Source organism: Variovorax sp. YR566 (assembly GCF_051992195.1).
Lineage (GTDB): Bacteria > Pseudomonadota > Gammaproteobacteria > Burkholderiales > Burkholderiaceae_C > Variovorax.
Genome location: NZ_CP197092.1, coordinates 5,396,734 through 5,421,340, shown reverse-complemented (window position 1 = coordinate 5,421,340; position 24,607 = coordinate 5,396,734). Strand labels below are relative to the sequence as shown.

Here is a 24,607-nt window from a genome sequence, read left to right as displayed (position 1 = left end):
TCCTTCTTGTCGTGGGGCTGTCCGGTCGCGGGGGCGATCCGGACAGCGCCCGCCAGTGTGCGTGGCGCTGCTGCAGCGTTCAATAAAATAATCGAGCTAAGTAATATGAATGGCATGCATATGGAAACGCTCGACCTCAACCTGCTGCGGCTGTTCGACGCGGTCTACCGCGAGCGCAACGTGAGCCGCGCCGCCGAATCGCTGGGCCTCACTCAGCCGGCGGCCAGCCATGGCCTGGGCCGCCTGCGGCTGCTGCTTGCCGATGCGCTCTTCACCCGCGCGCCCGGAGGCGTGGCGCCAACGCCGCGCGCCGACCGGCTGGCGGTGGCCGTGCAGGCGGCGCTGAGCGTGCTGGAAGAAGCGCTGCACGAGTCCGACCACTTCGAGCCGCTGGTGTCGCGCAAGACCTTCCGCATTCACATGAGCGACATCGGCGAAGGGCGCTTCCTGCCGGCGCTGATGGCGCGGCTGCGCGAGTTGTCGCCGGGGGTGAGGGTCGAGACCATGCCGCTGGCGCCGGGCGACATTGCCACCGGCCTGGATGGCGGCAAGGTCGATTTCGCCTTCGGCTTCCTGCCGCGCGTGAAGGACACCCAGAGCACCCAGCTGCTGAAGGACCGCTACATCGTGCTGCTGCGAAAGGATCATCCCTTCGTGAAGCGGCGGCGCAGCGGGCAGGCGTTGCTCGAGGCCCTGCAGGAACTCGAGTACGTGGCAGTGCGTACGCATGCCGACACCCTGCGCATCCTGCAGCTGCTGAACCTCGAAGACAGGCTGCGGCTGACGACCGAGCACTTCATGGTGCTGCCGGCGATCGTGCGTGCTACCGATCTGGCGGTGGTGATGCCGCGCAACATTGCGCGCGGCTTTGCTGAGGAGGGGGGGTACGCCATCGTCGAGCCGCCGTTTCCGCTGCGGGACTTCACGGTGTCGCTGCACTGGAGCAAGCGCTTCGAGGCCGATCCGGGGAACCGGTGGCTCAGGCAGGTCATCGTCGAGCTGTTCTCGGAGAAGCCGTGAATTCGTGAGTTGGCGCGCGGTTATTCTTGGGTGGCCGCCGCCTCTGCGCCTCCCGTTGCCCTGATTGCTTTCGAATGTTCGTTTTGCTTCCCCTTTCCCCCGCACTCTGAAGACGCAGCCGGTGCAAGAAGTTCTTTCCCAGGCCGGTCCCGTGCTGGTCTTCATGGCCTGCGTGGCGCTCGCCACCTATGCGCAGAACCTGACCGGTTTTGCATTCAGCCTCATCCTGCTCGGGCTGGTGTCGGTGTTCCATATCGCCAGCGTGAGCGACACCGCCAACGCCGCCACGGTGCTGAGCCTGATCAATGCGTGGACGTATTTCCGCGCCCGGCCCGGCGTGGTGCCCTGGCAGCTGATGAAGCCGGCGCTCAATGGCAGCACGGTAGGCGTGATCGTGGGCCTGATGCTGCTCACATGGCTCAGCGGCGGGGCGGTCAACTGGCTGCGCGGGCTGCTGGGCGTGTCGATCCTGGGCTGCTCCGTGCTGCTGGTGCTGCAGGGCAAGCCGCTGCCGGTGGTGTCGGGGCGCACGAGCTTTGCCGTCATCGGCGGGTTGTCGGGCGTGCTGGGCGGGCTGTTCTCGAGTTCGGGGCCGCCCATCGTCTTCCATATGTACCGCCAGCCGCTGGACCGCGAGCTGGTGCGCCGCGCGCTGCTGCTGATGTTCGCGTTCAACTCGCTCGTGCGGCTGGTGATCGTGGTGCCGACAGGGCATTTCTCGTGGCATGCGGCGCTGCTCGCCGGGTGCGCGATGCCTGTGGTCTACGGGGTGACGCGTGTGCACCACCGGTTGCCGAACAAGCTGCGGCCGCGTACGCTGAAGTGGCTGGTCGGCGGCTTGCTCGCGGCGGCGGGCTCGACGCTGATCGCCTCCGCGTGGGTGGCCATCGCGCACGGCTGACCACCGCCCGGGCCACGGCACCGCCCGGTGTGTGGCCCGGTAATTGCAGCGCATGCGCAAGGGTTTCCCCGTACGTGGCATACCGACCCCCACATACGCGTTATGGGCCCCTCCGTATGCACGACGCCGAACAAGCCGCTAACGTCCATGACTGACCCACGACGGGTCCCCCACGAGCCCAAAAGCATGAGCACCGACAGCAGCAGTAGCAGCCAGATTCACCCGATCCGCTTTTTCCATCGCGGAAAGATCGTCGACGTCACCGGCGTCCACCCGACCCGTTCCGTGCTTGACTGGCTGCGCGAGGACGCCCGCTGCACCGGCACCAAGGAAGGCTGCAACGAAGGCGACTGCGGCGCCTGCACCGTCGTCATCGGCGAACTCGCCACCGACCCGAACGCCCCGGGCGCTGTTGGCGGCCTGAACCTGCAGACCGTCAACGCCTGCATCCAGTTTCTTCCCACGCTGCACGGCAAGGCACTGTTCACGGTCGAAGACCTCAAGGCACAGACCCAGTGCCAGGCCAAGGCACAGGACAGCAACATCGCCAAGAAGCACCCCGTGCACACGCTGCACCCGGTCCAGCAGGCCATGGTCGACTGCCACGGCTCCCAGTGCGGCTTCTGCACGCCCGGCTTCGTGATGTCGCTGTGGGCCACCTACGAGCACCACCAGGCCGAAGGCACGCAGCCCACCCGCCAGCAGCTGGCCGACGACCTCTCCGGCAACCTGTGCCGCTGCACCGGCTACCGGCCGATCCTCGATGCCGGCCAGCGCATGTTCGACCTGCCTTCGGTTCGCCTCGACACCCAGCCCGTGGTCGCAGCGCTCACCGCCCTGCAGAACGATGGCCTGGACCTGAACTACGCGGCCCCGCTGGGGGCCCGCATCGACCACTTCCACGCCCCCAAGACCCTGGCCCAGCTTGCCGCGCTGCGCGAACAGAAGCCGCGCGCCCAGCTGCTGGCCGGTTCGACCGACGTCGGCCTCTGGGTCAACAAGCAGTTCCGCGACCTGGGCGACATCATCTACGTGGGCGACGTGGCCGAAATGAAGACGATCGAAGATCGCCCGAACAATGCAGGTGGCGAGCTCTACATCGGCGCGGGCGCCTCGCTCGAATCCGCCTTCGCCGCACTGGTCGAGCGCGTGCCCAGCCTGGCCGAGGTGTGGCTGCGCTTCGCCTCGCCGCCGATCCGCCACGCAGGCACCATGGGCGGCAACGTGGCCAACGGCTCGCCCATCGGCGATTCGCCGCCGGTGCTGATGGCGCTCGACGCACAGATCGAACTGCGCCGCGGCGATGTGGTGCGCCGCATGCCGCTGCCCGAGTTCTATCTGGACTACATGAAGAACCAGCTGCAGCCCGGCGAATTCGTCCAGGGGCTGGCCGTTCCGCATGCCGCGCTGCGCCGCCAGATTCGCGCCTACAAGATCAGCAAGCGCTTCGATTGCGACATCTCGGCGCTGTGCGCGGGCTTTGCCATCGAGCTCGAAGCCGGCAGCGACACTGTGAAGGCCGTGCGCCTGGCCTTCGGCGGCATGGCCGCCACCGTCAAGCGCGCCGCGAATGCCGAGGCTGCTTTGCTCGGCAAGCCGTGGACGCAGGCCAGCGTGGCCACCGCCAGGCTCGCGCTGGCGCAAGACTTCAAACCGCTGTCGGACATGCGCGCATCGGCCGACTACCGGCTGCAGGTGGCGCAGAACCTCATTCAGCGCCTCTGGCTCGAAACCCGCGCCGAAGACGCCCTGTCGCTGGAAGAAACCAGCGTCTGGAGCGTGATGCCCCACGCGACCCCGGCCACTGCCGCAGGAGTCTGACCATGAACAAGCCCATCGACGCCCGCCTGCTGCAGCCCTCCGAGGCCTTTGCCGACTACCTGACCAACACCGCCGCCCGCATCGACGTGGGCGCCGAAGCGCTGGCGCACGAGCGCGGCATGCGCGTGGGCATCAGCCGGCCGCACGAATCGGCGCACCTGCACGTGGCTGGTGAAGCGACCTACATCGACGACATTCCCGAGCTCACCGGCACGCTGCATTGCGCGCTGGGCCTGTCGCCGGCCGCGAATGGCCGCGTCACGGCGCTGTCGCTCGACGCCATTCGCGCCATGCCGGGCGTGGTCGCCGTCATCACGGCCGACGACATTCCGGGCACCAACGACTGCGGCTCGATCATTCACGACGACCCGATCCTGCTGCCCGTGAACGACGGCGGCGAGATCCGCTACCTCGGCCAGCCGGTGTTCGCCGTGATCGCCGAAACCCGCGCCGACGCGCGCCGCGCCGCCGCGAAGGCCAAGGACGCGCTGACCATCGAGGCCCAGCCGCCCGTGCTCACGCCGCAGGCCGCGCACGAACGCGGCCAGTACGTGGTGCCGCCGATGCACATCGTGCGCAGCGGCGGTGCCGCCAACGAAGGCGACGAGGCTGCAGTGCGCACCGCCATCGCCAACGCGCCGCATCGCCACAAGGCCACGCTCGACGTGGGCGGGCAGGAACAGTTCTATCTCGAAGGCCAGATCAGCTACGCCATTCCGAAGGAAGGCGGCGCGCTGCACATCCATTGCTCCACGCAGCACCCGAGCGAGATGCAGCACCTGGTGGCGCATGCGATGCACCTGCAGTCGAACGAAGTGCATGTGGAATGCCGGCGCATGGGCGGCGGCTTTGGCGGCAAGGAGTCGCAGTCGGCGCTGTTCGCCTGCGTGGCGGCCATCGCGGCGCGGCAGCTGCAGCGCCCCGTGAAGCTGCGGCTCGACCGCGACGACGACTTCATGGTCACGGGCCGGCGTCACTGCTTCTGGTACGAGTACGAAGTCGGCTACGACGACGAAGGCCGCATCCTCGGCGCAGAGATCACGATGGTCTCGCGCGCCGGCCACTCGGCCGACCTGTCGGGCCCGGTGATGACGCGTGCGCTGTGCCACTTCGACAACGCCTACTGGCTGCCCAACGTGGCCATGCACGGCTTCTCGGGCAAGACGAACACGCAGAGCAACACGGCCTTCCGCGGCTTCGGCGGTCCGCAGGGCGCGATCGCCATCGAGAACATCATGGACTCGGTGGCGCGCGAATTGAAGCGCGACCCGCTCGACGTGCGGCGCGTCAACTTCTACGGCAAGGCGGAGAACAACGTCACGCCGTATCGCCAGACCGTCACCGACAACATCGTCCACGAACTCGTGGCCGAGCTGGAAGCCAGCAGCGACTACCGCGCGCGGCGCGAAGACATCGCGGCCTTCAACAAGAAGAGCACGGTGCTCAAGCGCGGCCTGGCACTGGCACCGCTGAAGTTCGGCATCTCGTTCAACGTGAAGCACTTCAACCAGGCCGGCGCGCTGGTGCACGTGTACACCGACGGCTCGATCCTCGTGAACCACGGCGGAACCGAGATGGGGCAGGGCCTCAACACCAAGGTGGCGCAGGTGGTGGCGCACGAGCTGGGCGTGAGCTTCGAGCGCGTGCGCGTCACGGCGACCGACACGACCAAGGTGGCCAACACCTCGGCCACTGCCGCGTCGACCGGTGCCGACCTGAATGGCAAGGCCGCGCAGGACGCAGCCCGCCAGATTCGCGAGCGCCTGGCCGAGAGCGCGTCCGAGCGCCATGGTGGCAAGGCCAGTGAAGTGCGCTTTGCCAACGACAAGGTCGAGGTCAACGGCCGCACGCTGGCTTTCAGCACCGTGGTGGGCGAGGCGTATCTCGACCGCAAGCAGCTGTGGTCCGACGGCTTCTACGCCACGCCCGGCCTGAGCTGGGACAAGGACAAGATGCAGGGCCGCCCGTTCTACTACTACGCCTACGGCGCGGCGGTGAGCGAGGTGATCGTCGACACGCTCACCGGCGAGTGGAAGCTGCTGCGCGCCGACATCCTGCACGACGCGGGCAAGTCGCTGAATCCGGCGGTGGACATCGGCCAGGTCGAAGGTGCCTTCATCCAGGGCATGGGCTGGCTCACCACTGAAGAGCTGGTGTGGCACCCGCAAAGCGGCAAGCTCACCACGCACGCGCCCAGCACCTACAAGATTCCGACCGCCAACGACTGCCCGCCCGTGTTCAACGTGCGTTTGTTCGAAGGCCAGAATTTCGAAGACTCCATTCACCGCAGCAAGGCCGTGGGAGAACCGCCGCTGCTGCTGCCGTTCTCGGTGTTCTTCGCGATCCGCGATGCGGTGTCGGCGGCCGGTGGGCACAGGGTCGATCCGCCGCTGAAGGCGCCGGCCACCAGCGAGTCGATCCTCCGAGCCATCACCGCCGTGCAGGCGGTGGAACCCGCATCGGCCGAATGACAGCGGGCCGTGCTCGCACGGTCCGAGCTTCACTTCCACACCCGGTTTCGCCAAATGCTGCGCTGTATAACTGTTCGCACAGACAAGAAAGGTGTGAACAGCCATGAGAGACCAGGCGCTTTTCGACAAGATCGATCTTCATTTGATCCGGGTGCTTCACACCGTGCTGACCGACCGCAGCGTCTCGCGCGCAGCCATCCGCCTGGGCATGTACCAGCCGGCCGTCTCGGCCGCGCTGAAGCGCCTGCGCGAGCTGTCGGGCGATCCGCTCCTGGTGCGCTCGGGCTCGGGCATGGTGCCCACCGACGCGGGGCTGCGCATGATCGAGCCGGCTGCGAGCATTCTTCGCGCGGCCGAGATGCTGTTCTCGGATGCGCGGGGCTTCGAGCCGCAGTCGGCGGCCACCACCTTCCGCATCGCGGCCAGCGACTACATGGACCCGCTGTTCCTGCCCATGCTGGTGGCGCAGGTCAAGCGCGACGCGCCGCTGTGCCAGATCGAGATCCACGCGCTCTCGCCCGACTCGGACTACCACGGCCACCTGGCACTCGGCCAGGTCGATCTGGTGATCGGCAACTGGCTCAAGCCACCGGAAGACCTGCACATGGCGCGGCTCTTCGGCGACGAGGTGGTGTCGCTGGTCAACAAGGACCATCCGGCGGTGCGCCGCGGCTGGGATCTGGAGACATGGCTTGCGGCCGAGCACATCGCGCCCACGCCCATGCACCCGGGCGGGCGCGGCATCATCGACCAGATGCTCGACGAGCTGGGTCGGCAGCGCAACATCACGGCGCGCTGTGCGCACTTCAGCCTCATTCCGGACATGGTGGCGTCGAGCCTGCTGGTGCTGACCACCGGGCGCCAGTACTGCGAGCGTTTTGCGTCGCGGCTGCCGCTGAAGATTCTCGATTGCCCCGTGGCGCTGCCGCGCCTCATGTACTACCAGCTCTGGCACGAACGCACCCATTCGTCGAGCTCTGCGCGCTGGCTGCGCGAATGCATCAAGGACGTGGCGGCTTCGCTGCGGCCTCCGGCTTCCGCCATACCCGGTGTATCTGGCGCCGCGGCGCGCCCGCCCGTCGCCCCTGAAACCCCGGATCCCTGAGAAAACCCCGTTCGCGCCGGCGTCGTGAGCGGGGGAACGATGAAAACCGCCACTACAACAGCTGGAGACAAGCGAAATGAGTACGTTGGAACAGGCGCCGAAAGGCGCCGAGCCCCGCATCCCGGGGCATGTCGAGTCCGCGCGTCCGCGTGCGGCTGTGGGCAGCGCAAGCGGCTCGGGCCTGCTTGAACGCATGTTCAAGCTCAGTGCGCACAACACCACCGTGCGCACCGAGGTCATCGCGGGGCTCACCACCTTCCTGACGATGGCCTACATCATCTTCGTGAACCCGTCGATCCTCGGGGACGCGGGCATGCCGAAGGGCGCGGTCTTCGTCGCCACCTGCCTGATTGCCGCGCTGGGCACGCTCATCATGGGCCTGTACGCCAACTACCCGATTGCCATGGCGCCGGGCATGGGCCTGAACGCCTACTTCGCCTACGTGGTGGTGCTGGGCATGGGCTACACGTGGCAGGTTGCGCTGGGCGCGGTGTTCATCTCGGGCTGCCTGTTCCTGATCGTCACGGTCACGGGGCTGCGGGAGCTTTTCATACAGGGCATACCGCAGTCGTTGCGAACTGCGATCACCGTGGGCATCGGCATGTTCCTGGCGCTCATCGCGCTGAAGAGCGCCGGCGTGGTGGCAGCATCGCCCGCCACTTTCGTCACGCTGGGTGACCTGCACTCGGCGCCGGTGGTGCTGGCGACGCTGGGCTTTCTCATCATCGTGGCGCTGGACAAGCTCAAGGTGCGCGGCGCGATCCTGATCGGCATCGTCACGGTGACGGTGCTGTCGTTCTTCTTCGGCGGCAACAAGTTCCATGGCGTGTTCGATGCGCCGCCGTCCATCGCGCCCACCTTCATGCAGCTCGACATCCTGGGCGCGCTCAAGGGCGGCATCCTGAACGTGGTGCTGGTGTTCTTCCTGGTCGAGATGTTCGACGCCACCGGCACGCTGATGGGCGTGGCCAAACGCGCCGGCCTGCTGGTGCCGGGCAAGATGGAGCGCATGAACAAGGCGCTCCTGGCCGACAGCGGCGCGATCTTCGCCGGCTCGCTGCTCGGCACCTCGAGCACCACGGCTTATGTGGAAAGCGCTGCGGGCGTGCAAGCGGGTGGGCGCACCGGCCTCACGGCCGTGGTGGTGGCGCTGCTGTTCCTGGCCTGCCTGATGATCTCGCCGCTGGCGGGCTCGGTGCCGGCCTATGCCACCGCGCCGGCGCTGCTCTTCGTGGGCTGCCTGATGCTGCGCGACCTGGTCGAGCTCGACTGGGAAGACACCACCGAGGTGATCCCCGCCGCGGTGACCGCGCTGACGATGCCCTTCACCTACTCGATCGCCAACGGCCTGGCCTTCGGCTTCATCACGTATGCCGTGCTGAAGCTCTGCACCGGCCGGGCACGGGAAGTGCATGCGATGGTCTGGGTCATCGCCGCCGTGTTCCTGTTCAAGTTTGCCTATATCGGCGGACACTGATGCAATGAACTGAGCGAAGCGCCGTCGGGCGCCGATGGTCGCGGGAGCACGCTATTAAACTGATAGCTGTTCCCGCTTTGTTGCAGTTGAACGAGACAAATCCACGAAACCCGGCATGACAACCCCCAGACTCCAGCTCGCGAACATCACAAAGCGGTATCCCGCGGTGGTGGCGAACAGCGACATCTCCCTGGCCGTGCAGCCCGGCGAAATCCACGCCGTGCTCGGCGAGAACGGCGCCGGCAAGTCGACCCTGATGAAGATCATCTACGGGTCGGTCAAGCCCGACGAGGGCACCGTGATGTTCGATGGCCACGTCGTCAACCTGCGCAACCCGCAGCAGGCGAGGGCGCTGGGCATCAGCATGGTGTTCCAGCACTTCAGCCTGTTCGACACGCTCACCGTGGCCGAGAACGTCTGGCTGGGGCTCGACAAGTCGCTGCAACTGGCCGAGGTTGCGCGCAGCATCACCGCCAAGGCGAGCGAGTACGGGCTCGACATCGACCCCTCGCGCCCGGTGCACACGCTGTCGGTGGGCGAGATGCAGCGGGTGGAGATCATCCGCGCGCTGCTCACCAACCCCAAGCTGCTGATCCTCGATGAGCCGACCTCGGTGCTCACGCCGCAGGCGGTCATCAAGCTCTTCCATGTGCTGAACAAGCTGGCCTCCGAGGGCTGCAGCATCCTCTACATCAGCCACAAGCTGCACGAGATCCAGGAGCTGTGCAGCGCCTGCACCGTGCTGCGTGGCGGCAAGGTGACGGGGGTGTGCAATCCGCAGAACGAGAGCACGCAGTCGCTGTCGCGGCTGATGATCGGCAGCGAGCCGCCGCCGCTGCAGCACCGGCCGGTGCATGCGGGCGCAGTGGCGCTGCGCGTCGATGGGCTGTCGCTGGCGCGCGAAGACCAGTTCGGCATGGACCTCGAGGGCATCTCGTTCGAGGTTCGCGCGGGCGAGGTCGTCGGTATTGCAGGCGTCTCGGGCAACGGCCAGCGCGAACTGCTCTACACGCTCTCAGGCGAGGACGTGCGCGCCGAGGCCTCGATGGTCCGGGTGTTCGACAAGCCGGCCGGCCGGCTGCGCCCGCGCTCGCGTCGTGCGCTCGGCCTGCACTTCGTGCCCGAAGAGCGGCTGGGCCGCGGCGCGGTGCCCACGCTGGGGCTCGCACACAACCTGCTGCTCACGCGCAGCGATGCGGTGGGCCGGGGCGGGTGGATTCGCACCGGCGCGCTCGAGCGCCAGGCCAAGGCCATCATCGAGCGCTTCAAGGTCAAGGCCGGCGGGCCGCGCGCAGCGGCGCGTTCGCTCTCGGGCGGCAATCTGCAGAAGTTCATCGTCGGGCGCGAGATCGACGCCAACCCGAAGCTCTTCATCGTCTCGCAGCCGACCTGGGGCGTGGACGTGGGCGCGGCTGCGCTGATCCATGCGGAGATCCTTGCGCTGCGTGACGCCGGCTGCGCCGTGCTGGTCATCAGCGAGGAGCTCGACGAGCTGTTCAACATCTGCGACCGGCTGCACGTGATCGCCAAGGGGCGGCTGTCGCCCTCCATCGACCGCGCGGCTGCCACGCTGCCGCAGATCGGCGAATGGATGAGCGGCTTGTGGCAGACCTCTGGCAACAATGTCGGCCAGAAGGCGGAGGCCGCCCATGCTTAAGCTCGAACCCCGCCCGGAGCTGTCGCGCTTCTGGAGCTATGCCTCACCGATCCTGGCGCTGCTGATCACCGTGCTGATCGGCGTGGCGCTGTTCGCCGCACTCGGCAAGGACCCGGTCAAGGGCCTGCTGGTGTTCTTCTACGAACCCATCAAGAGCGGCTACGCCATCGGCGAGCTGATGGTGAAGGCGACGCCGCTGCTCATCATCGCGCTCGGGCTGGCCGTGTGCTTCCGCTCGAACGTGTGGAACATCGGCGCCGAAGGGCAGTTCGTGTTCGGTGCCATCGCGGCGGGCGGCGTGGCGCTGCTGGCCGACAAGACCACGGGGCAGTGGATCGTGGTGGCCATTTTGCTGGCCGGCATCCTTGGCGGCATGGTGTGGGCGGGCATCGTCGCGTTCCTGCGCGACAAGTACAACGCCAACGAAATCCTGGTGAGCCTGATGTTGGTCTACGTGGCCACGCTGTTGCTGGGCTACATGGTCTATGGGCCATGGAAAGACCCGAACGGCTACAACTTCCCGCAGACCAAGACTTTCGAGGCAGTCACGCAGATTCCGCGCCTGTTCAAGGGCTCGCGCGTGAGCATCGGACTGGTCATCGCGCTGGTGGGGGCGGGGGCGCTGTGGGTGTTCCTGTTCCGCACGCGGGCGGGCTTCGCGCAGCAGGTCGGCGGGCTGGCACCGGCGGCCTCGCGTTATGCGGGCTTCTCGGCGCGGCGCGCGGTGTGGATTGCGCTGCTGACTTCGGGCGGCGCGGCCGGCCTGGCAGGTGCGCTCGAAGTGGCAGGGCCGCTCGGCCAGCTCACACCCTATGTGCCGGCGGGCTACGGCTTCGCAGCCATCATCGTGGCCTTCGTCGGGCGGTTGCATCCGGTGGGCATGATCTTCTCGGCCATCCTGATGAGCATGTTCTATATCGGCGGCGAGCTTGCGCAGTCGCGGCTGGGCCTGCCCAAGTCGCTGACCGGTGTGTTCCAGGGGCTGCTGCTGTTCACGCTGCTGGCTTGCGACACGCTCATCGCGTACCGCATCCGGCGCAAGGCGGCCGCGAAGGCCGCCACCATGACCACCGCCTCGCTGCAGGCCAGCACGCCGATCACCGCACCCGTCGCGCGTGCCACCGAAGGGAGCCACTGAACATGGAAAGCTACGCACTCCTGCTCGGCTCCACGCTGAGCGCGGGCACCGTGCTCGCCATCGCGGCGCTGGGCCTGCTCATCAACGAGAAGGCCGGCATCGTCAACCTCGGCGCCGAGGGAATGATGCTGTGCGCAGCGATCGCCGGCTTCGCAACGGTCGTCACCACGCACAACCCCTGGCTCGGGTTCCTGGCCGGCATGGCGGCGGGCGCCTTGCTCGCAGCCTTCTTCGGCGTGCTGGTGATCTGGCTCAACACCAACCAGTACGCAACGGGCCTGGCGCTGAGCCTGTTCGGCGTCGGCTTCTCTGCCTTTGCCGGCATCAACTTCGTGCAGGCCAAGCTGCCGGAAAGCACGTCGTACGCGATCCCCATGTTGAGCGACATTCCGCTCGTTGGCCCCGCATTGTTCCGCCATCACCCGATGGTGTATTTCGCGGTGGTGCTGACCCTGGCGTTGATCTGGTTCCTGTACCGCACGCGTGCCGGCCTGGTGCTGCGCTCGGTCGGCGAATCGCCCGAGTCGGCGCATGCGCTGGGCTACCCGGTGCGGCGCATCCGCTTCATGGCGGTGATTGCGGGCGGCTCGCTGTGCGGGCTCGCGGGCGCGTATCTGTCGACCGTGTATACGCCGCTGTGGGTCGAGGGCATGGTGGCCGGCCGCGGCTGGATCGCGCTGGCGCTCACCACCTTCGCCACCTGGCGGCCGGTTCGCGTGCTGCTGGGTGCGTACCTTTTCGGCGGCGTGTCGATGCTGGGCTTTCATTTGCAGAGCAGCGGCGTCGACGTGCCCTCGCAGTTCCTCAGCATGCTGCAGTACATCGCGCCCATCGTGGTGCTGGCGCTGATCTCGCGCAACCCGGCCTTCATCCGCGCCAACATGCCGGCTTCCATCGGGAAACCGTTCTACCCCGGCTCATAATCGCGTTTCGTTTTCCGCCAACCTGTCCTTTTGAGGATTTCCGACAATGAATGATCTGAACAAGCGCTCCCTGCTCAAGCTGGCCGCTCTCACTGCGGTCGCTTCGGCGGCCCTGATCGGCTGCGGCAAGAAAGAAGAAGCGGCAGCACCGGCCGCGGCGCCCGCGCCGGCCCCGGCACCTGCTGCGGCCGCTCCGGCTCCGGCAGCGCCGCTGAACATCGCATTCGCCTATGTCGGACCGGTGGGCGACGGCGGCTGGACCTTCGCGCACGACAACGCCCGCAAGGCGCTCGAGAAGGAATTCGGCGACAAGATCAAGACCACCTTCGTCGAAAGCGTGCCCGAGGGCGCCGACGCAGAGCGTGTGTTCCGCGACATGGTCGGCCAGGGCAACAAGCTGATCTTCGGCACCACCTTCGGCTACATGGAGCCCATGCTCAAGGTCGCGGCCGACAGCAAGGAAGTGAAGTTCGAGCACGCCACCGGCTACAAGACCTCGGACAACATGCGCACCTATGACAGCCGCACGTACGAGGGCGCGTACATGGCAGGCGTCATTGCCGGCGCCATGACCAAGAGCAACACGCTGGGCGTGGTCGGCTCGGTGCCGATTCCCGAAGTGCTGCGCAACATCAACAGCTTCACGCTGGGCGCGCAGTCGGTCAACCCGAAGATCACGACCAAGGTCGTGTGGGTGAACGAGTGGTTCAGCCCGCCCAAGGAAACCGAAGCTGCCACTGCCCTCATCAACGGCGGCGCCGACGTGCTGTTCCAGAACACCGACTCGCCGGCCGTGCTCAAGACCGCACAGGAAAAGGGCAAGCGCGCCTTCGGCTGGGATTCGGACATGACCGCCTACGGTCCCAAGGCCCACCTGGCCTCGGCCACCATCAACTGGGCCCCGTACTACATCAAGGCCACCCAGGAAGCGCTGGACGGCAAGTGGGCCACCGGCCAGAGCTGGTGGGGCGTGAAGGAAGGCGCCATCGACCTTGTGTCGATCGCCGAAGACGTGCCGGCCGAAACCAAGGCCAAGGTCGAGGCCGTGAAGAAGGGCCTGAAGGACGGCAGCTTCGTGATCTGGAAGGGCCCGATCCTCGGCCAGGACGGCAAGGAAGTGGTCGCCAAGGACGCCGTGGCCGACGACAAGTTCCTGTCGGGCGTGAACTTCTACGTCAAGGGCGTCGAAGGCAAGGTGCCGGGCGGCGACAAGAAATAAGCTCGCCCCCAGGCTTCGCGCACTTCGTGTCGCTACGCCAACCCCCTACCGGGGGCGACACCTGAGGCCCGGCGGAGCCGGTTCCTCGGTGTCCGCGAATCGGCCACGTTCGCGAGCGAGGGCGCTTATACATTCAAAAGTTCTAACCTCCCGCGCGTTGCGCGGGTTTTCTTTTTTGGGGCGACCCAGTTGAAAAGTCCTCGCGTCCGCTACAGTAACAATTAGTGTCTAATTCGCGTTCCTGCCGCAGCGCAGATCGCGGCCGCAGCACGCTCCGGAGGACTCTCAACGATCCATCACGACGAGACTGAAATGCAGGATGCCGTCACCAACCCCACGCACGCAGTGTCGCAATCATCATTGCCGAATCCGTTGGAGATTCCGGGCTATGAGCTGCTGGAGGAGCTAGGCGCCGGCGGCTATGGCACCGTGTATCGCGCGCTGCAGAAGAACACGGGCACCGTGGTCGCAATCAAGGTCGTGAAGCTGCAGGTCGGCAGCCAGCGCGTTGCACGTTTCCACCGCGAGACCAAGCTCTGCGCCTCGCTGCACCACCCGCACATCGTCCAGTTGCTCGACAAGGGCGAGCAGGGCCCATGCGTCTATGGCGTCTTCGAGTACGTGCCGGGCGAAACGCTCACCAGCCTGATCCGGCGCAAGGGCGCGCTGACGGCCACCGAGACCGCCCACCTCATGGCGGAAGTGCTGGACGCGCTGGACTGCGCACACAGCGCAGGCATCGTGCACCGCGACCTGAAGCCCGACAACGTGATGGTCACCTTCACCGGCGCCGTCCCGCATGCGAAGGTGCTCGACTTCGGCATCAGCACCGTCATTCCCTCGAACAGGGGCGCCGAGTTCCCTACGCTCACGATGACCGACGAGTCTCTGGGCACGCCGGCCTACAGCGCGCCCGAGCAGCTGCGCGGCGAGCCGCCCGGCGTCAAGTCCGATATCTATGCCTGGGGGCTGATGTTCATCGAGTGCCTGACGGGCGTGCCCGCCATTCGCGGCGCATCGGCGGCAGAAATTCTTCACCAGCAACTGAGCCCGCAAGAGGTGCCTCTGCCGGCGGAAATCGCCAGCCATCCGGTGGCCTCCGTGTTGCGCCAGGCATTGAGGAAAAAGGCGGCCGACCGCAGCGATTCGGCGGCCACGCTGCTGGCCGAACTCGGGCGCCTGCGGCTTGACGACCTGGTGGGCGTGCTGCGATCGGCGAAGCAGGCGCAAGACGAAGCTCTCAGCCACACCGTGGCCACCACGCGCGGCTTTTCCGAAAAGCGGCAGCTCACCGTGCTGTGCTGCAGCGTCTCCGTCTGGCCGGACGCCGGCGCGGACGAAGAGGGCATTGACGACGCTTTGCCCTCCGACATCGAAAACCTGGAACTGCTGCAGCGCAACGAGCTCACCCTGTTCGCGGAAACCGCCACGCGGCGCGGCGGATTGCTGGCCGGCACGCTGGGCGACCGGATGATCGTGCTGTTCGGCTATCCGCACGCCAGCGACACCGATGCGCGGCAGGCCGGCATGACGGCGCTGGAGCTGATCGACCTGAGCCGCGAGCGCTCGGCCGCCATCGAGCAGGCGCACGGCGTGCACCTGGGCATTCGCATGGGCATGCACACCGGCATGGCGGTGGTGGCCGCCGGAGAAATCCCGTCGGGCCATGCCGTCAACGTCGCGGTGCGGCTCGAGGGCGTGGCCGATACCGGCACGCTGCTGGCAAGCGAAAGCAGCTACCGGCTGCTGGGCCGCCATGCGCGCTTCGACAAGGCCGGCAACGTGACCCTGCCGGGGCAGTCCGGCGGCATCCAGACCTACCGCCTGGGCGGTGAACAGCAGGCGCCCGCGCCGCATGGATCCGTGGAGCAGGCACTGCACAACGCGTGCATCGGACGCGAGCCCGAACTGCAACAGTTGCGCGCCGCATGGGCGCAGGCCCGGCAAGGCCACGGCGGCGCGGTGTGGGTCCGCGGCGAGCCCGGCATCGGCAAGTCGTGCCTTGCCGACGTGCTGCGCGAGCAGGTGGCGCGGGAAGGCTGGCAGACCGTCAGCGCGCAGTGCCAGCCCGAGAACCAGAACAACGCGCTGACGCCGTTCCTGACGCTGCTGCGCCAGCGCCTCGAAGCCGCGCCGGACGCAACCACGCCCGACGCCCGGCGCGAGCGGCTGCGCGAGGCCCTGCAGGCCGCCGGCTGCGATGCCGAAGCGGTACTGCCGATCTTCTGCGCATGGCTGTCTCTCCCACTGGGCGATCGCGCACCCAGCCAGGTGTCTCCCGCGATGCAGAAGGGATTGCTGCTGCAGTCGACCGCACAGTGGCTGCTGCACATGGCCGAGGCGGCGCCGCTGCTGCTCCTGCTCGAAGACGTGCACTGGGCCGACCCCACCAGCATCGAGTTCGTCGAGCAGCTGGTTGCCCAATTGCCGCAGCAGCGCGTGCTGCTGGTGCTGACCGCGCGGCCCGAATGGGTGAAGCCGCCGGCGCTGCAGGCCGAGTGCATCGAGGTGCGTCGGCTCGAAGACGCGCAGGCCGCAGAACTGGCCCGGCAGGCGCTGGCGCCAAGAGTCGCCGCGCAGCAGGTGATCGACAACGTGGTCGCGCGCACCGACGGCGTGCCGCTGTTCATCCAGGAAATGGCGCGCATGCTGCTCGACGCCTACCTGGTGGAACAGGAGGGCGTCTGGGTCTTCAAGGACACGGCGCAGCCGGCTGCCATTCCGGTCACGCTGCGCGACTCTCTGGTCAGCCGCTTCGACCGGCTGGGCTCCGTCAAGGGCCTGCTGCAGCTGGCAGCCACCATCGGGCGGCAGTTCGATGCCGAATTGCTGTGCGCCTGTTCGGGCAAGTCGCCCGAAGCGATGGACAAGGACATGGCCGTGCTGCTCGACGCGGGGCTCGTGGCCCCGGCCGGGCCGCCGGGCGCCTTCATCTTCCGCCACGCGCTGATCCGCGACACCGCCTACGAATGCATGCTCGACGCGCAGCGCCGGCAACAGCACCGCAACGTCGCGCAGACGCTGCTGAGCAGCCAGCCTCAGCGCGTGGCCAGCGAACCGGGCAGCGTGGCCCAGCACTGGGCCGATGCGGGCGAGCATGCGGAGGCCGTCGCGCTGGCCGTGCGGCAGCTGCTCATTACCCAGCACCGCTCGCTGAACGACGAAACCATTGCCTATGCCCAGCACATCGACGGCTGGATGGCGCACCTGGACAGCGCCGCGCAGCGCGAGGCGCGGCTCGATGTGAACAGCTATGTCACGCAGGCCATGATGAACAAGTATGGCTGGGCGCATGCGCAGGTGGTGGACCGCATCGCCCTGTCGCAAGAGCTGCTCTCCGACGACGTGGCGCGCGAGAAGCAGGTGCAGCACCTGTGGACGCTGATCACCTTCCACCACGTCGCGAGCAATCGCGCCGAGGTGCAGCAGCTGAGCAACCGGCTGCTCGACCACGCCACCCAGCAGCAGGACGAGGGCGTGTTCGTCGCGGCGCAAACGTACCTCGGGCTCGCGCACTATTCCGATGGCTATTTCGAGCGCGCCGAGCAGTCGCTGACGGACGGCATCGAGCGCTACAGCCCCGAGGGGCATGCGCACCATGCCGCCTACTTCGGCTTCGACACCCGCGTGTGGGCGACCACGGGGCGCGCACTCGTGCGCTGGTTCGCGGGCCACGACGCGGCCGCGCGCGCCGACGCCACCAATGCCGTGCGCTGGGCTCGCGAGATGTCGCACATTCCGTCGCTGAGCATGGCCCTGCTGTACCAGAGCCTTGGCCATCAGGGCCGCAACGACAAGGCGCGGGCGCTGGTGAGCACGGGCGAGCTGCTCGGCATCACCGAGCGCTATGGCCTGCCGGCATTCCAGGGCTACGCGGCAATCATCCGCTGCTGGGCTACCGGCGACGTCGACAACATCGCGCAGGCCGACGGCTGGGTGCAGGCGCTGTGGGGCATGGGCTGCCGCTATTGCCAGACCTACTACCGCGCCTTTGCCGCCGACACGCTGGCCGCCAATGGCCGCTGGAGCGAGGCGCTGGAGCGGATCGACGAGTGCCTGCGCCTGGCGGACGAGCTCAAGGAAGGGCTCTACAGGTCCGAGCTCCATCTGCAGAAGGCCCGTTACCTGCAGGCCTCGGGCGGCGAACACGACGCAGTGGCCGAGTGCTTCTCGCAGGCCGCCAACGTCGCGCGCGAGGGTGCGAAGTACAGAACCGAATACGAAGCCCTGGCGGCGTTGCAGGCACTGGCACCCGCCGGGCACAACGTGGCTGGACGCCTCAAGGAGCTGGCCGACCTGCGGCCGGAACTGTCGTCGCGCATGCCCGTGCATGCGCCTGTTTCTCGAACCATGTCTTGAACCAAGGATGAAGTCACCATGACCTTTCAAAGCCAAGCTGCCGACCCTTTGCTCGAATTCCGCCTTGCCTACCTGCGCGGCATTGCCAAATCGTGGCAAGACGACGCCTATCGCGCAAAGCTGCTCGGCGCGTCGGACATCCAGCAGATGCTGCACGACGACTTCGGCCTGCCGACGCAGTGGCCGCTGCTCGACATCTCGCTCTTCCAGGACCCCAATCCGGACATGCGCGCCGCATGGAAGCCGATGCTGACGTCCGGCTGGGTCGGCCCTGACGATTCCTTTGTCATCGTGCTGCCACAGGCACCGTCGTCGCAGCCTACGGAGGCCCTGGCCGCTTACTACCAGCTGTTCCCGGACTTCATGGGCCCTGCTGCCGCCTTCGAAACGCCGACCGGCCTCATTGGTGGCGCGCTGCCCACCGGCCTCGGCATTCCTGGCGGCGGCGACGGTTCGCTGCTGGCGTTCGGCGGCGTGGTGCTGCGTGCGGTCGCCCTCGCATGGCAATCGCCGGAGTTCCTTTTCGACCTGACGCGCGACCCCGACACCGACAAGGCGCCCGTGCTGAGCCAATGGCTGGGCTACAACAACCCGTTCAACTTCAAGATCCTGTTCACGACCAACTCCGCCTTCACGTGGGACGCGGCGAAGGGCGAATGGAACCTGAAGAACGCCAACGACTCGTTGATCAAGAACGGCATCCGTCTCAACTACCCGACTGCTCCGGTGGAAGTGGAGCTGCGGCCGATCGCGCTCACCTCGTACAACAACACGGGCCCGGCCTATCCCTTCACCTGCTGAGTCCGCTGCCGAACAGGGGCAGGCCACGGGCGCGCTGCAAGGCGCCTCGGCCACGCTCCTGCTGACGCTGGCCGCGCGTGCGGACTCCGGCAGCGTGGCCGAGGCGTCGGTGTTTTCCGATCCCGAGGCGCGGCGCATCGCGGCGTCGCTGCCTTTCGATCTGTCGGCCTATGCGACGGACGCGGCATTCGTCAGGAGCGTTGTCCTGCGCGCCGCACTGTTCGACCGCTACGCGGCCGAGTTCCTCGCAGCCCACCCTGCCGGCCTGTGCATCACGCTCGGCGCGGGGCTGTGCACCCGGCGCAGCCGCCTCGGGGCGGCCGTGACGGCGGATTCCCGCTGGCTGAACATCGATCTGCCGGAGGCCATCGCCCTGCGGGCGCAGCATGTGGTGCGCCACGAGAGCGAGAGCGACCTTGCGTGCTCGGTACTCGACGACGCGTGGTTCGACGTCGCCGGCCTGCCCGGCGAGCGGCCCGTGCTCGCAATGCTGGAGGGCGTCTGCCCGTATCTGCCGCAGGCGCCGTTGGAGGCGCTTTTGCGCCGGTTGGCCGGGCGCTTCGAACACAGCACGGCGCCATGTGTCGTCGTGCTCGACCACGTGCATCCAGTGTTCGCGCGCATGCCCATGGAAGTGGGCGGCATGCGGCTGCCGGTGGTGTCGGGCTTCGAGGATGGCGCCCGCATCGCAGGCCTGCATCCGTCGATGCGGGTGCTGTCCGAAGACCATATCTACGCGCAATTCTCGGAACAGCATCGGCTGTTCGAGGCGGCGTTCCGGGCCACGACGGGGGCCTGGCCCTACGCCGTCGTGCGCCTCGCGCTGGGCCTGAAAGACGATGAGTAGCGCTGCGGCGGCGCCGGATTTCTTCGGCGAGGTTTTTCGTTGGCACGACAAGTACCTGCCGCCGGTGGTGCTGCAAGACCGCCTGCTGCTGCCCAGCGAGAACGACCTGTCGGTGCTCGGTTCCCCGGGCGTCATGGCCGTCGAACGTGTGCTGCGCGAGCGCGTCAGCCTCGCCACCTATTGCCGCACCGAAGGCGCAGCCGCACTGCTCGCACAGATGCTGCATGCGCTCGAAGCATTGACGCGCCAGGGGCTCGTGCGACCCGTTGCGATGGACGGCGGCGAGCCGTACCTCGTGCCCGATTTTTCTGCGGTGCATGTGCGCACGGCCATCTCCGACCACGTGGATGTCATCGCGCTGTCGAACGCGGTGAGCGGCGACGCGGCAAGCGGCTGGGCGCAGGCGTTCGCCGACACCGGCCTCACCCTCGTTTTTTGCGACGACTACCTCGACCCCCGGCTCGGCACCATCGATGCGCAGCAGCGCGCCTCGGGTCGTCCCTGGCTGCTGGTCAAGCCCACCGGAGAACAGGCCATGGCCGGCCCATTCTTCAGGCCGGGCACGGCGACGGCCGGTCCCTGCTGGCATTGCCTCGCGCACCGCTGGCTGAGGAACCGGCCGGCGCGTGCATGGTGGCAGGCGCGGCATGGCACCCCGGGCAGCGGTCTGCCGGTGCGGGCAGGTGACCGGCTAGTCGCCGAACGTCTCGGCCAGTTGCTGCCCATAGCGCAGCAGATCGCCACGCATGCGGACGCACAGGTGCGGACGCTGGATTCACCGCAGCTGCATTCCGTCGCCGCCCGCCCCCAGTGCCCGCATTGCGGAACGCCGGGGCTCGTCGCGCAGCGGCAACGCGAACGCATCGTGCTGGCGCCGGGCCTACCCATTGGCCGGCGCGATGGCGGCTGGCGCACGGTGCCGGCCTCGGTCACGGTGGCGCGGCTGGCGCCACACGTCAGCCCGCTGTGCGGCGTGATCGCGCAGATCGCGCCGCTGAACGCCGAGTCGGAGGGCGCGCTGACGGTCTACCGCAGCGAAATCTTCAGGACGCCGCCGCCCGGCGACGACCTCTTGCCCGGCGCGCTGACCCAGATCTGCCTCGGCAAGGGCATGTCGATGGACCAGTCCCGCGCCAGCGCGCTGTGCGAGGCGGTCGAGCGCTATGCCGCCTTCCACCAGGGCGACGAAGCCTCGGTCGTGGCCTTCGCCGCCGACCTCGATGCGCGCTGCATCCAGCCGCAGGCGCTGGCGCTCTTCAGCGACCGGCAGCGCGAGCGATTCGACACGGCGCAGAAGCCTCCGCATGCCGTGGCGTCGTCCGTGTCGTCCGGGCCCGCATGGTGGACGCCTGCCTGGTCGCTCACGGCCGATGAACGCTGCTACCTGCCGCTGGCCTTCTGCTTTGCCCACGCGCCGGCGCAAAGCCAGTGCCACGTCAGCTGGACATCGAACGGCTGCGCCGCCGGGAACACGCGCGAGGAAGCCATCCTGCAGGGCTTTCTCGAACTGGTGGAGCGCGATGCCGCCGCCATCTGGTGGTACGGCGAAGTTCCCAGGCCGGCCATCGACCTTGGCGGCCTGTCCGACGAAATCCGCCAGCGCGTCGAGCGCACCTGCGGCCCGCAATGGGAGCGCTGGGTGCTCGACATCACCCACGATTTCGGCATTCCGGTGGCGGTTGCCATCGGCCGGCATCTGCAAACGGGCGCGTGGGCCATCGGCTTCGGCTGCAGCCCCGACCGTGCGCTGGCCTGCGAGCGCGCGCTCACCGAAATGAGCCAGCTGATCGCGGCCGGCAAGACCTTCGCGATGCAGCGTGCCGCCGGGGAAGCCAGGGAAGAAGGCCCGCCGCGCTTTCTCATGCCGTCGGGCGCGGGCAACGTCGTGCCGGCGCCAGCCGCGCGCACGGACATCGCCGGGGAGATCCGGCGCTGCGTTGCCATTGCCGCCGCGCTCGGCCTGGAAACCATCGTCCTGGACCACACGCGCCCCGACATTCCCCTGCACACTGTGAAGGTGGTCGTGCCGGGGCTGTGCCACATCTGGCCGGAGCTGGGCAATCCGCGCCTGTACCGCGTTCCAGTCGCCATGGGATGGCGCGACACTCCGGTGTGCGAAAGCGACCTGAATCCGCAGGCGCTGTACGTCTGATACGGTCCGATTTCAAGAGAAGGAGAAAAGGGAAAGCCGATGGCCATTTTCAGGAACAAGCTCGACGAGCGCGCCATCATGCTGCGACCCGTGCACGCCTTCGGCCGCCGCGCCTCGGCGTGCCAGACGGTGCTGAAGGCAGCGGACGTGTCGCAGGTCCATGCGATGGTGCGATGGAACAGGCACACATGGGAAATCGTCGACCAGAGCCGCAACGGCACCACCGTGAACGGCGAGCGGCTGCCCAGCGGCCGATGGACTGCCTTGCCCGTGGGCGCCGAAGTCCGCATGGGCGTGGGCGATGAAACGGCCTGGACCGTGGTCGACCTGGCACCGCCGGTCACCTGCCTTTTTCCTGTCGATGGAGGCGTTGCCCCGCTGGCGCTGGGCCTGCGCGAGAACCTGCTGCCGGACGAGCACCAGCCCGAAGTGAACGTGTATTTCCAGGACGGCAGATGGATGCTCGAGCACATCGACGGCATCGAGCCCCTGAGCGACGGTGCCATGGTCCGCACCGCGGTTCGCACGTGGGAGTTCGTGCTGTGCGACGACCTGGCGTTCACTTCCGAGAACCCGATCACGCCGTCGGCGCCGGGCTCGGCATCGGCGGATGTCGCGCTGCACTTCAACGTCAGCCAGAACGAGGAGCACACGAGCCTGAGCCTGGTGGCGGAAGGCAAGTCGGTATCGCTCGGCGAACGCATCCATCACTACACCCTCGTCACGCTCGCGCGCGTGCGCCAGAAAGACGCGCAAAGAGGAATCGCGCCGCAGAGCCAGGGCTGGATCGGGCTGGACGAACTGTCGCGCATGCTGGGCGTGGAGCCCTCTTACGTGAACATCCAGATCTTTCGCGCCAAGCACCAGATCCTCAATGCATTGCCGCCCCATCTGGCCGAGCCGCCGCTGGTCGAGCGGCGTCGCGGGACCGTGCGGCTGGGCAACTATCCCTTCGAGATCCAGGGCGGTGCACAGCCTGTGTAATCGTCTGTAATTCCATTCGACCCCTGCGCTCCCTAGAGTGACGTCAAGTTCGGTGCCGCCGTCGCGGCATGAACTGGCTGATCAACCACTTCCGGGAAGTTGTCATGGGAATGATCTATTCCGTCACGGTCAACAACCATGCGAGCCATTCGGCTTATTTCATGGTGTTCCAGAACGACCCGACGCAATGGGCGCCGAATGCCCTGTCGCTGGCCTGGTTCGCCAGGTTCTCGAACCCGAGCCCGACTTCGCGCGTCAAGTTCCAGTGGAGCATCGACACCGGCTTCTCCTGGGCCGAGACGGGCGAGCTGCAGCCCGGCATCCAGTTCATCGCCACTGAAACCTACGACCCCAGCGGCCTGAACAACAAGATCACGCTGGACTACAACGGCGCATACCGGTTCGTGAACCCCACCCAGGGGCCCGACCAATCCCGCTTCTATCTCGCCGAATCGCCCAGCATCCCGATCAGGTCCGCGGCCGCCGTGGGCGTGACCATGGGGGGCAGCACGGTGTATGCGGCGCAGGCGCGCCCCAACCAGAACCTGGCCTTCTCGCCGCGGCCCAAGTACTTCATCGCCTACGGTGACTACGAGGAGGGCGGCGTGATCGACGTCAGCACGGTCAACAACCCGCTGGAGCTGCCATTCCCGGCAGGCGTCTACGCGTTGACCACCACGCTGAACGCGGACGGTACCTGGGACCAGCCGGAGAGCCTGGCCCATTCCAATGCGAGCCGCCTGCGACTGCTCGCGGCCTGAAATTCCAAGCCTGTCACACAACGTGCGCCTCCGCCGAGGATGACGACCATGAGAAAGCCACGCCATGTTGCAATACCCCATGCCGCTGAGGCAGCCATCACCGCTGAAGTTCCGGAGTCCGGCGATGCACTCGCAGACCGCCGTTGAAAGAGTCGCCATGCGGCGCGTGTTCCTGGTGCCCCCAGGTGCCCGCCCGGAGGATCCCGGCGTCGACTGCCTGCCCATGGACGAAGAGGTCTGGGAGCGCGGCTACACGCTCGTGATCGACGAAGTCAAGCGCGGCCTGCTGCAGGACTTCTGGAAGAACTACTACGGCGCCTCCGCCGAAATGGCGATGTCCGGCGACCGGCTGATGGAGTTCCGCAAGGACATCATGGCGATCACGCCGGACTGCCTGTGCGAGCCGACCGTGTTCCGCTTTCTCGTGCAGCTGACCCGCATGTGCGTGCGGGCGTACAGCGTGCAGGGCAGCCTGCAGGTCGTCGCCGACTGACTGGGATTGACTAGGATTGCGCCGCCTGGAGCTGCGCCGCCATCTTCTGGTGAATGAGGTTCACCGCCTTCAGGGGGCGCAGCATCACCTTGAACTCGGTGATCCTGCCTGCGTCGTTCCACTTCATCATGTCGACGCCGTTGATCTGGATGCCGTCCAGCTCCAGCGCGAATTCGAGCACGGCGTCGTTCGCGGACCGGAGCTCGCGCACATAGCGGAAGCCCTCGTTGAAGAAGACCTGGAACGCCGCGGCCAGGTACTTCTGCGTGATGGCTTTCCCGACCTGGGGCTTGTGCACCACCGGCGAGTGGAAGACGGCCTCGTCGTCCAGCAGGGCGTCGAGCCCCGCCACGTCGCGTTCCTTGACGAGCCGGTGCCAGGTGGCGAGGGTGTCGATGGCCATGGTTCTCCTGAGGCTGTGAGTGAAGATGCCCGGCATTTGACGCACCCGCGTGCGACATGGCAAGGCTTCCCCCGC

18 protein-coding genes are annotated in these 24,607 nt (G+C 67.2%); 17 read left to right on the top strand and 1 reads right to left on the bottom strand.

What is annotated here, in order from left to right; all coding sequences use genetic code 11:
- Window positions 1-114: 114 nt before the first annotated feature.
- The 17 genes from ACTG4X_RS25370 (at window position 115) to ACTG4X_RS25290 (ending at window position 24,129) form a co-directional block, all read left to right on the top strand.
- The gene (locus tag ACTG4X_RS25370; protein WP_371127415.1) at window positions 115-1,020 is read left to right on the top strand and encodes a LysR family transcriptional regulator; all 906 of its coding nucleotides are present in this window, start codon (window positions 115-117) and stop codon (window positions 1,018-1,020) included.
- A gap of 121 nt (window positions 1,021-1,141) precedes the next feature.
- Complete coding sequence (locus tag ACTG4X_RS25365) at window positions 1,142-1,921, top strand: sulfite exporter TauE/SafE family protein (RefSeq protein ID WP_097198502.1); 780 nt, start codon at window positions 1,142-1,144, stop codon at window positions 1,919-1,921.
- A 186-nt stretch (window positions 1,922-2,107) separates the two neighbouring features.
- Window positions 2,108-3,742: a xanthine dehydrogenase small subunit gene (gene xdhA / locus ACTG4X_RS25360; RefSeq protein ID WP_093081396.1), complete on the top strand. Its 1,635-nt coding sequence runs from the start codon at window positions 2,108-2,110 to the stop codon at window positions 3,740-3,742.
- Between the two features lie 2 nt (window positions 3,743-3,744).
- Window positions 3,745-6,213, top strand: coding sequence for a xanthine dehydrogenase molybdopterin binding subunit (gene xdhB / locus ACTG4X_RS25355; RefSeq protein WP_307616459.1), 2,469 nt, complete (start codon window positions 3,745-3,747; stop codon window positions 6,211-6,213).
- A gap of 103 nt (window positions 6,214-6,316) precedes the next feature.
- Window positions 6,317-7,318: a LysR family transcriptional regulator gene (locus tag ACTG4X_RS25350; protein ID WP_440532211.1), complete on the top strand. Its 1,002-nt coding sequence runs from the start codon at window positions 6,317-6,319 to the stop codon at window positions 7,316-7,318.
- 76 nt (window positions 7,319-7,394) lie between these two features.
- Complete coding sequence (locus ACTG4X_RS25345) at window positions 7,395-8,795, top strand: NCS2 family permease (RefSeq protein WP_093058841.1); 1,401 nt, start codon at window positions 7,395-7,397, stop codon at window positions 8,793-8,795.
- A 115-nt stretch (window positions 8,796-8,910) separates the two neighbouring features.
- Window positions 8,911-10,452 carry an ABC transporter ATP-binding protein gene (locus tag ACTG4X_RS25340; protein ID WP_093058840.1) on the top strand — a complete coding sequence of 514 codons (1,542 nt, stop codon included), beginning with the start codon at window positions 8,911-8,913 and terminating at the stop codon, window positions 10,450-10,452.
- The gene (locus ACTG4X_RS25335) at window positions 10,445-11,590 is read left to right on the top strand and encodes an ABC transporter permease (protein WP_093058839.1); all 1,146 of its coding nucleotides are present in this window, start codon (window positions 10,445-10,447) and stop codon (window positions 11,588-11,590) included. The genes ACTG4X_RS25340 and ACTG4X_RS25335 overlap by 8 nt, the downstream gene beginning before the upstream one ends.
- A gap of 2 nt (window positions 11,591-11,592) precedes the next feature.
- Window positions 11,593-12,513, top strand: a complete 921-nt coding sequence (locus tag ACTG4X_RS25330; protein ID WP_097198506.1) for an ABC transporter permease — start codon at window positions 11,593-11,595, stop codon at window positions 12,511-12,513.
- A 46-nt stretch (window positions 12,514-12,559) separates the two neighbouring features.
- Window positions 12,560-13,732: a BMP family ABC transporter substrate-binding protein gene (locus ACTG4X_RS25325; protein ID WP_093058837.1), complete on the top strand. Its 1,173-nt coding sequence runs from the start codon at window positions 12,560-12,562 to the stop codon at window positions 13,730-13,732.
- Between the two features lie 312 nt (window positions 13,733-14,044).
- On the top strand, window positions 14,045-18,091 hold the full coding sequence (locus ACTG4X_RS25320) for a TOMM system kinase/cyclase fusion protein (RefSeq protein WP_440532210.1): 4,047 nt from the start codon (window positions 14,045-14,047) through the stop codon (window positions 18,089-18,091).
- Window positions 18,092-18,109: 18 nt separating this feature from the next.
- Window positions 18,110-18,892, top strand: a complete 783-nt coding sequence (locus ACTG4X_RS25315) for a BMA_0021/BMA_0022 family TOMM bacteriocin (RefSeq protein WP_440532209.1) — start codon at window positions 18,110-18,112, stop codon at window positions 18,890-18,892.
- A gap of 94 nt (window positions 18,893-18,986) precedes the next feature.
- Window positions 18,987-19,739: a class I SAM-dependent methyltransferase gene (locus ACTG4X_RS25310; protein ID WP_440532208.1), complete on the top strand. Its 753-nt coding sequence runs from the start codon at window positions 18,987-18,989 to the stop codon at window positions 19,737-19,739.
- Window positions 19,732-21,891, top strand: a complete 2,160-nt coding sequence (locus ACTG4X_RS25305; protein WP_440532207.1) for a TOMM precursor leader peptide-binding protein — start codon at window positions 19,732-19,734, stop codon at window positions 21,889-21,891. Before ACTG4X_RS25310 ends, ACTG4X_RS25305 begins: the two co-directional genes overlap by 8 nt.
- Before the next feature lie 39 nt (window positions 21,892-21,930).
- Window positions 21,931-22,875, top strand: a complete 945-nt coding sequence (locus tag ACTG4X_RS25300; RefSeq protein WP_093081415.1) for an FHA domain-containing protein — start codon at window positions 21,931-21,933, stop codon at window positions 22,873-22,875.
- Window positions 22,876-22,943: 68 nt separating this feature from the next.
- A complete protein-coding gene (locus ACTG4X_RS25295) occupies window positions 22,944-23,636 on the top strand; it encodes a hypothetical protein (RefSeq protein ID WP_354339298.1) in 693 nt (230 codons plus the stop codon).
- 124 nt (window positions 23,637-23,760) lie between these two features.
- Window positions 23,761-24,129, top strand: coding sequence for a hypothetical protein (locus ACTG4X_RS25290; RefSeq protein WP_256216981.1), 369 nt, complete (start codon window positions 23,761-23,763; stop codon window positions 24,127-24,129).
- A 10-nt stretch (window positions 24,130-24,139) separates the two neighbouring features.
- On the opposite strand, the gene ACTG4X_RS25285 is transcribed toward ACTG4X_RS25290, so the two are convergent.
- Window positions 24,140-24,532 carry a nuclear transport factor 2 family protein gene (locus ACTG4X_RS25285; protein WP_093081417.1) on the bottom strand — a complete coding sequence of 131 codons (393 nt, stop codon included), beginning with the start codon at window positions 24,530-24,532 and terminating at the stop codon, window positions 24,140-24,142.
- Window positions 24,533-24,607 lie beyond the last annotated feature (75 nt).

Excerpts from the sequence above, each read along its gene's own strand:
- xdhA (WP_093081396.1), top strand. The coding sequence starts at position 2,108 with ATGAGCACCGACAGCAGCAGTAGCAGCCAGATTCACCCGATCCGCTTT.
- ACTG4X_RS25330 (WP_097198506.1), top strand. The coding sequence starts at position 11,593 with ATGGAAAGCTACGCACTCCTGCTCGGCTCCACGCTGAGCGCGGGCACC.
- ACTG4X_RS25300 (WP_093081415.1), top strand. The coding sequence starts at position 21,931 with ATGGCCATTTTCAGGAACAAGCTCGACGAGCGCGCCATCATGCTGCGA.
- ACTG4X_RS25285 (WP_093081417.1), bottom strand. The coding sequence starts at position 24,532 with ATGGCCATCGACACCCTCGCCACCTGGCACCGGCTCGTCAAGGAACGC.
- ACTG4X_RS25345 (WP_093058841.1), top strand. The coding sequence starts at position 7,395 with ATGAGTACGTTGGAACAGGCGCCGAAAGGCGCCGAGCCCCGCATCCCG.
- ACTG4X_RS25295 (WP_354339298.1), top strand. The coding sequence starts at position 22,944 with ATGAACTGGCTGATCAACCACTTCCGGGAAGTTGTCATGGGAATGATC.
- xdhB (WP_307616459.1), top strand. The coding sequence starts at position 3,745 with ATGAACAAGCCCATCGACGCCCGCCTGCTGCAGCCCTCCGAGGCCTTT.
- ACTG4X_RS25350 (WP_440532211.1), top strand. The coding sequence starts at position 6,317 with ATGAGAGACCAGGCGCTTTTCGACAAGATCGATCTTCATTTGATCCGG.
- ACTG4X_RS25315 (WP_440532209.1), top strand. The coding sequence starts at position 18,110 with ATGACCTTTCAAAGCCAAGCTGCCGACCCTTTGCTCGAATTCCGCCTT.
- ACTG4X_RS25370 (WP_371127415.1), top strand. The coding sequence starts at position 115 with ATGCATATGGAAACGCTCGACCTCAACCTGCTGCGGCTGTTCGACGCG.
- ACTG4X_RS25340 (WP_093058840.1), top strand. The coding sequence starts at position 8,911 with ATGACAACCCCCAGACTCCAGCTCGCGAACATCACAAAGCGGTATCCC.
- ACTG4X_RS25290 (WP_256216981.1), top strand. The coding sequence starts at position 23,761 with ATGCACTCGCAGACCGCCGTTGAAAGAGTCGCCATGCGGCGCGTGTTC.
- ACTG4X_RS25305 (WP_440532207.1), top strand. The coding sequence starts at position 19,732 with ATGAGTAGCGCTGCGGCGGCGCCGGATTTCTTCGGCGAGGTTTTTCGT.
- ACTG4X_RS25320 (WP_440532210.1), top strand. The coding sequence starts at position 14,045 with ATGCAGGATGCCGTCACCAACCCCACGCACGCAGTGTCGCAATCATCA.
- ACTG4X_RS25335 (WP_093058839.1), top strand. The coding sequence starts at position 10,445 with ATGCTTAAGCTCGAACCCCGCCCGGAGCTGTCGCGCTTCTGGAGCTAT.
- ACTG4X_RS25325 (WP_093058837.1), top strand. The coding sequence starts at position 12,560 with ATGAATGATCTGAACAAGCGCTCCCTGCTCAAGCTGGCCGCTCTCACT.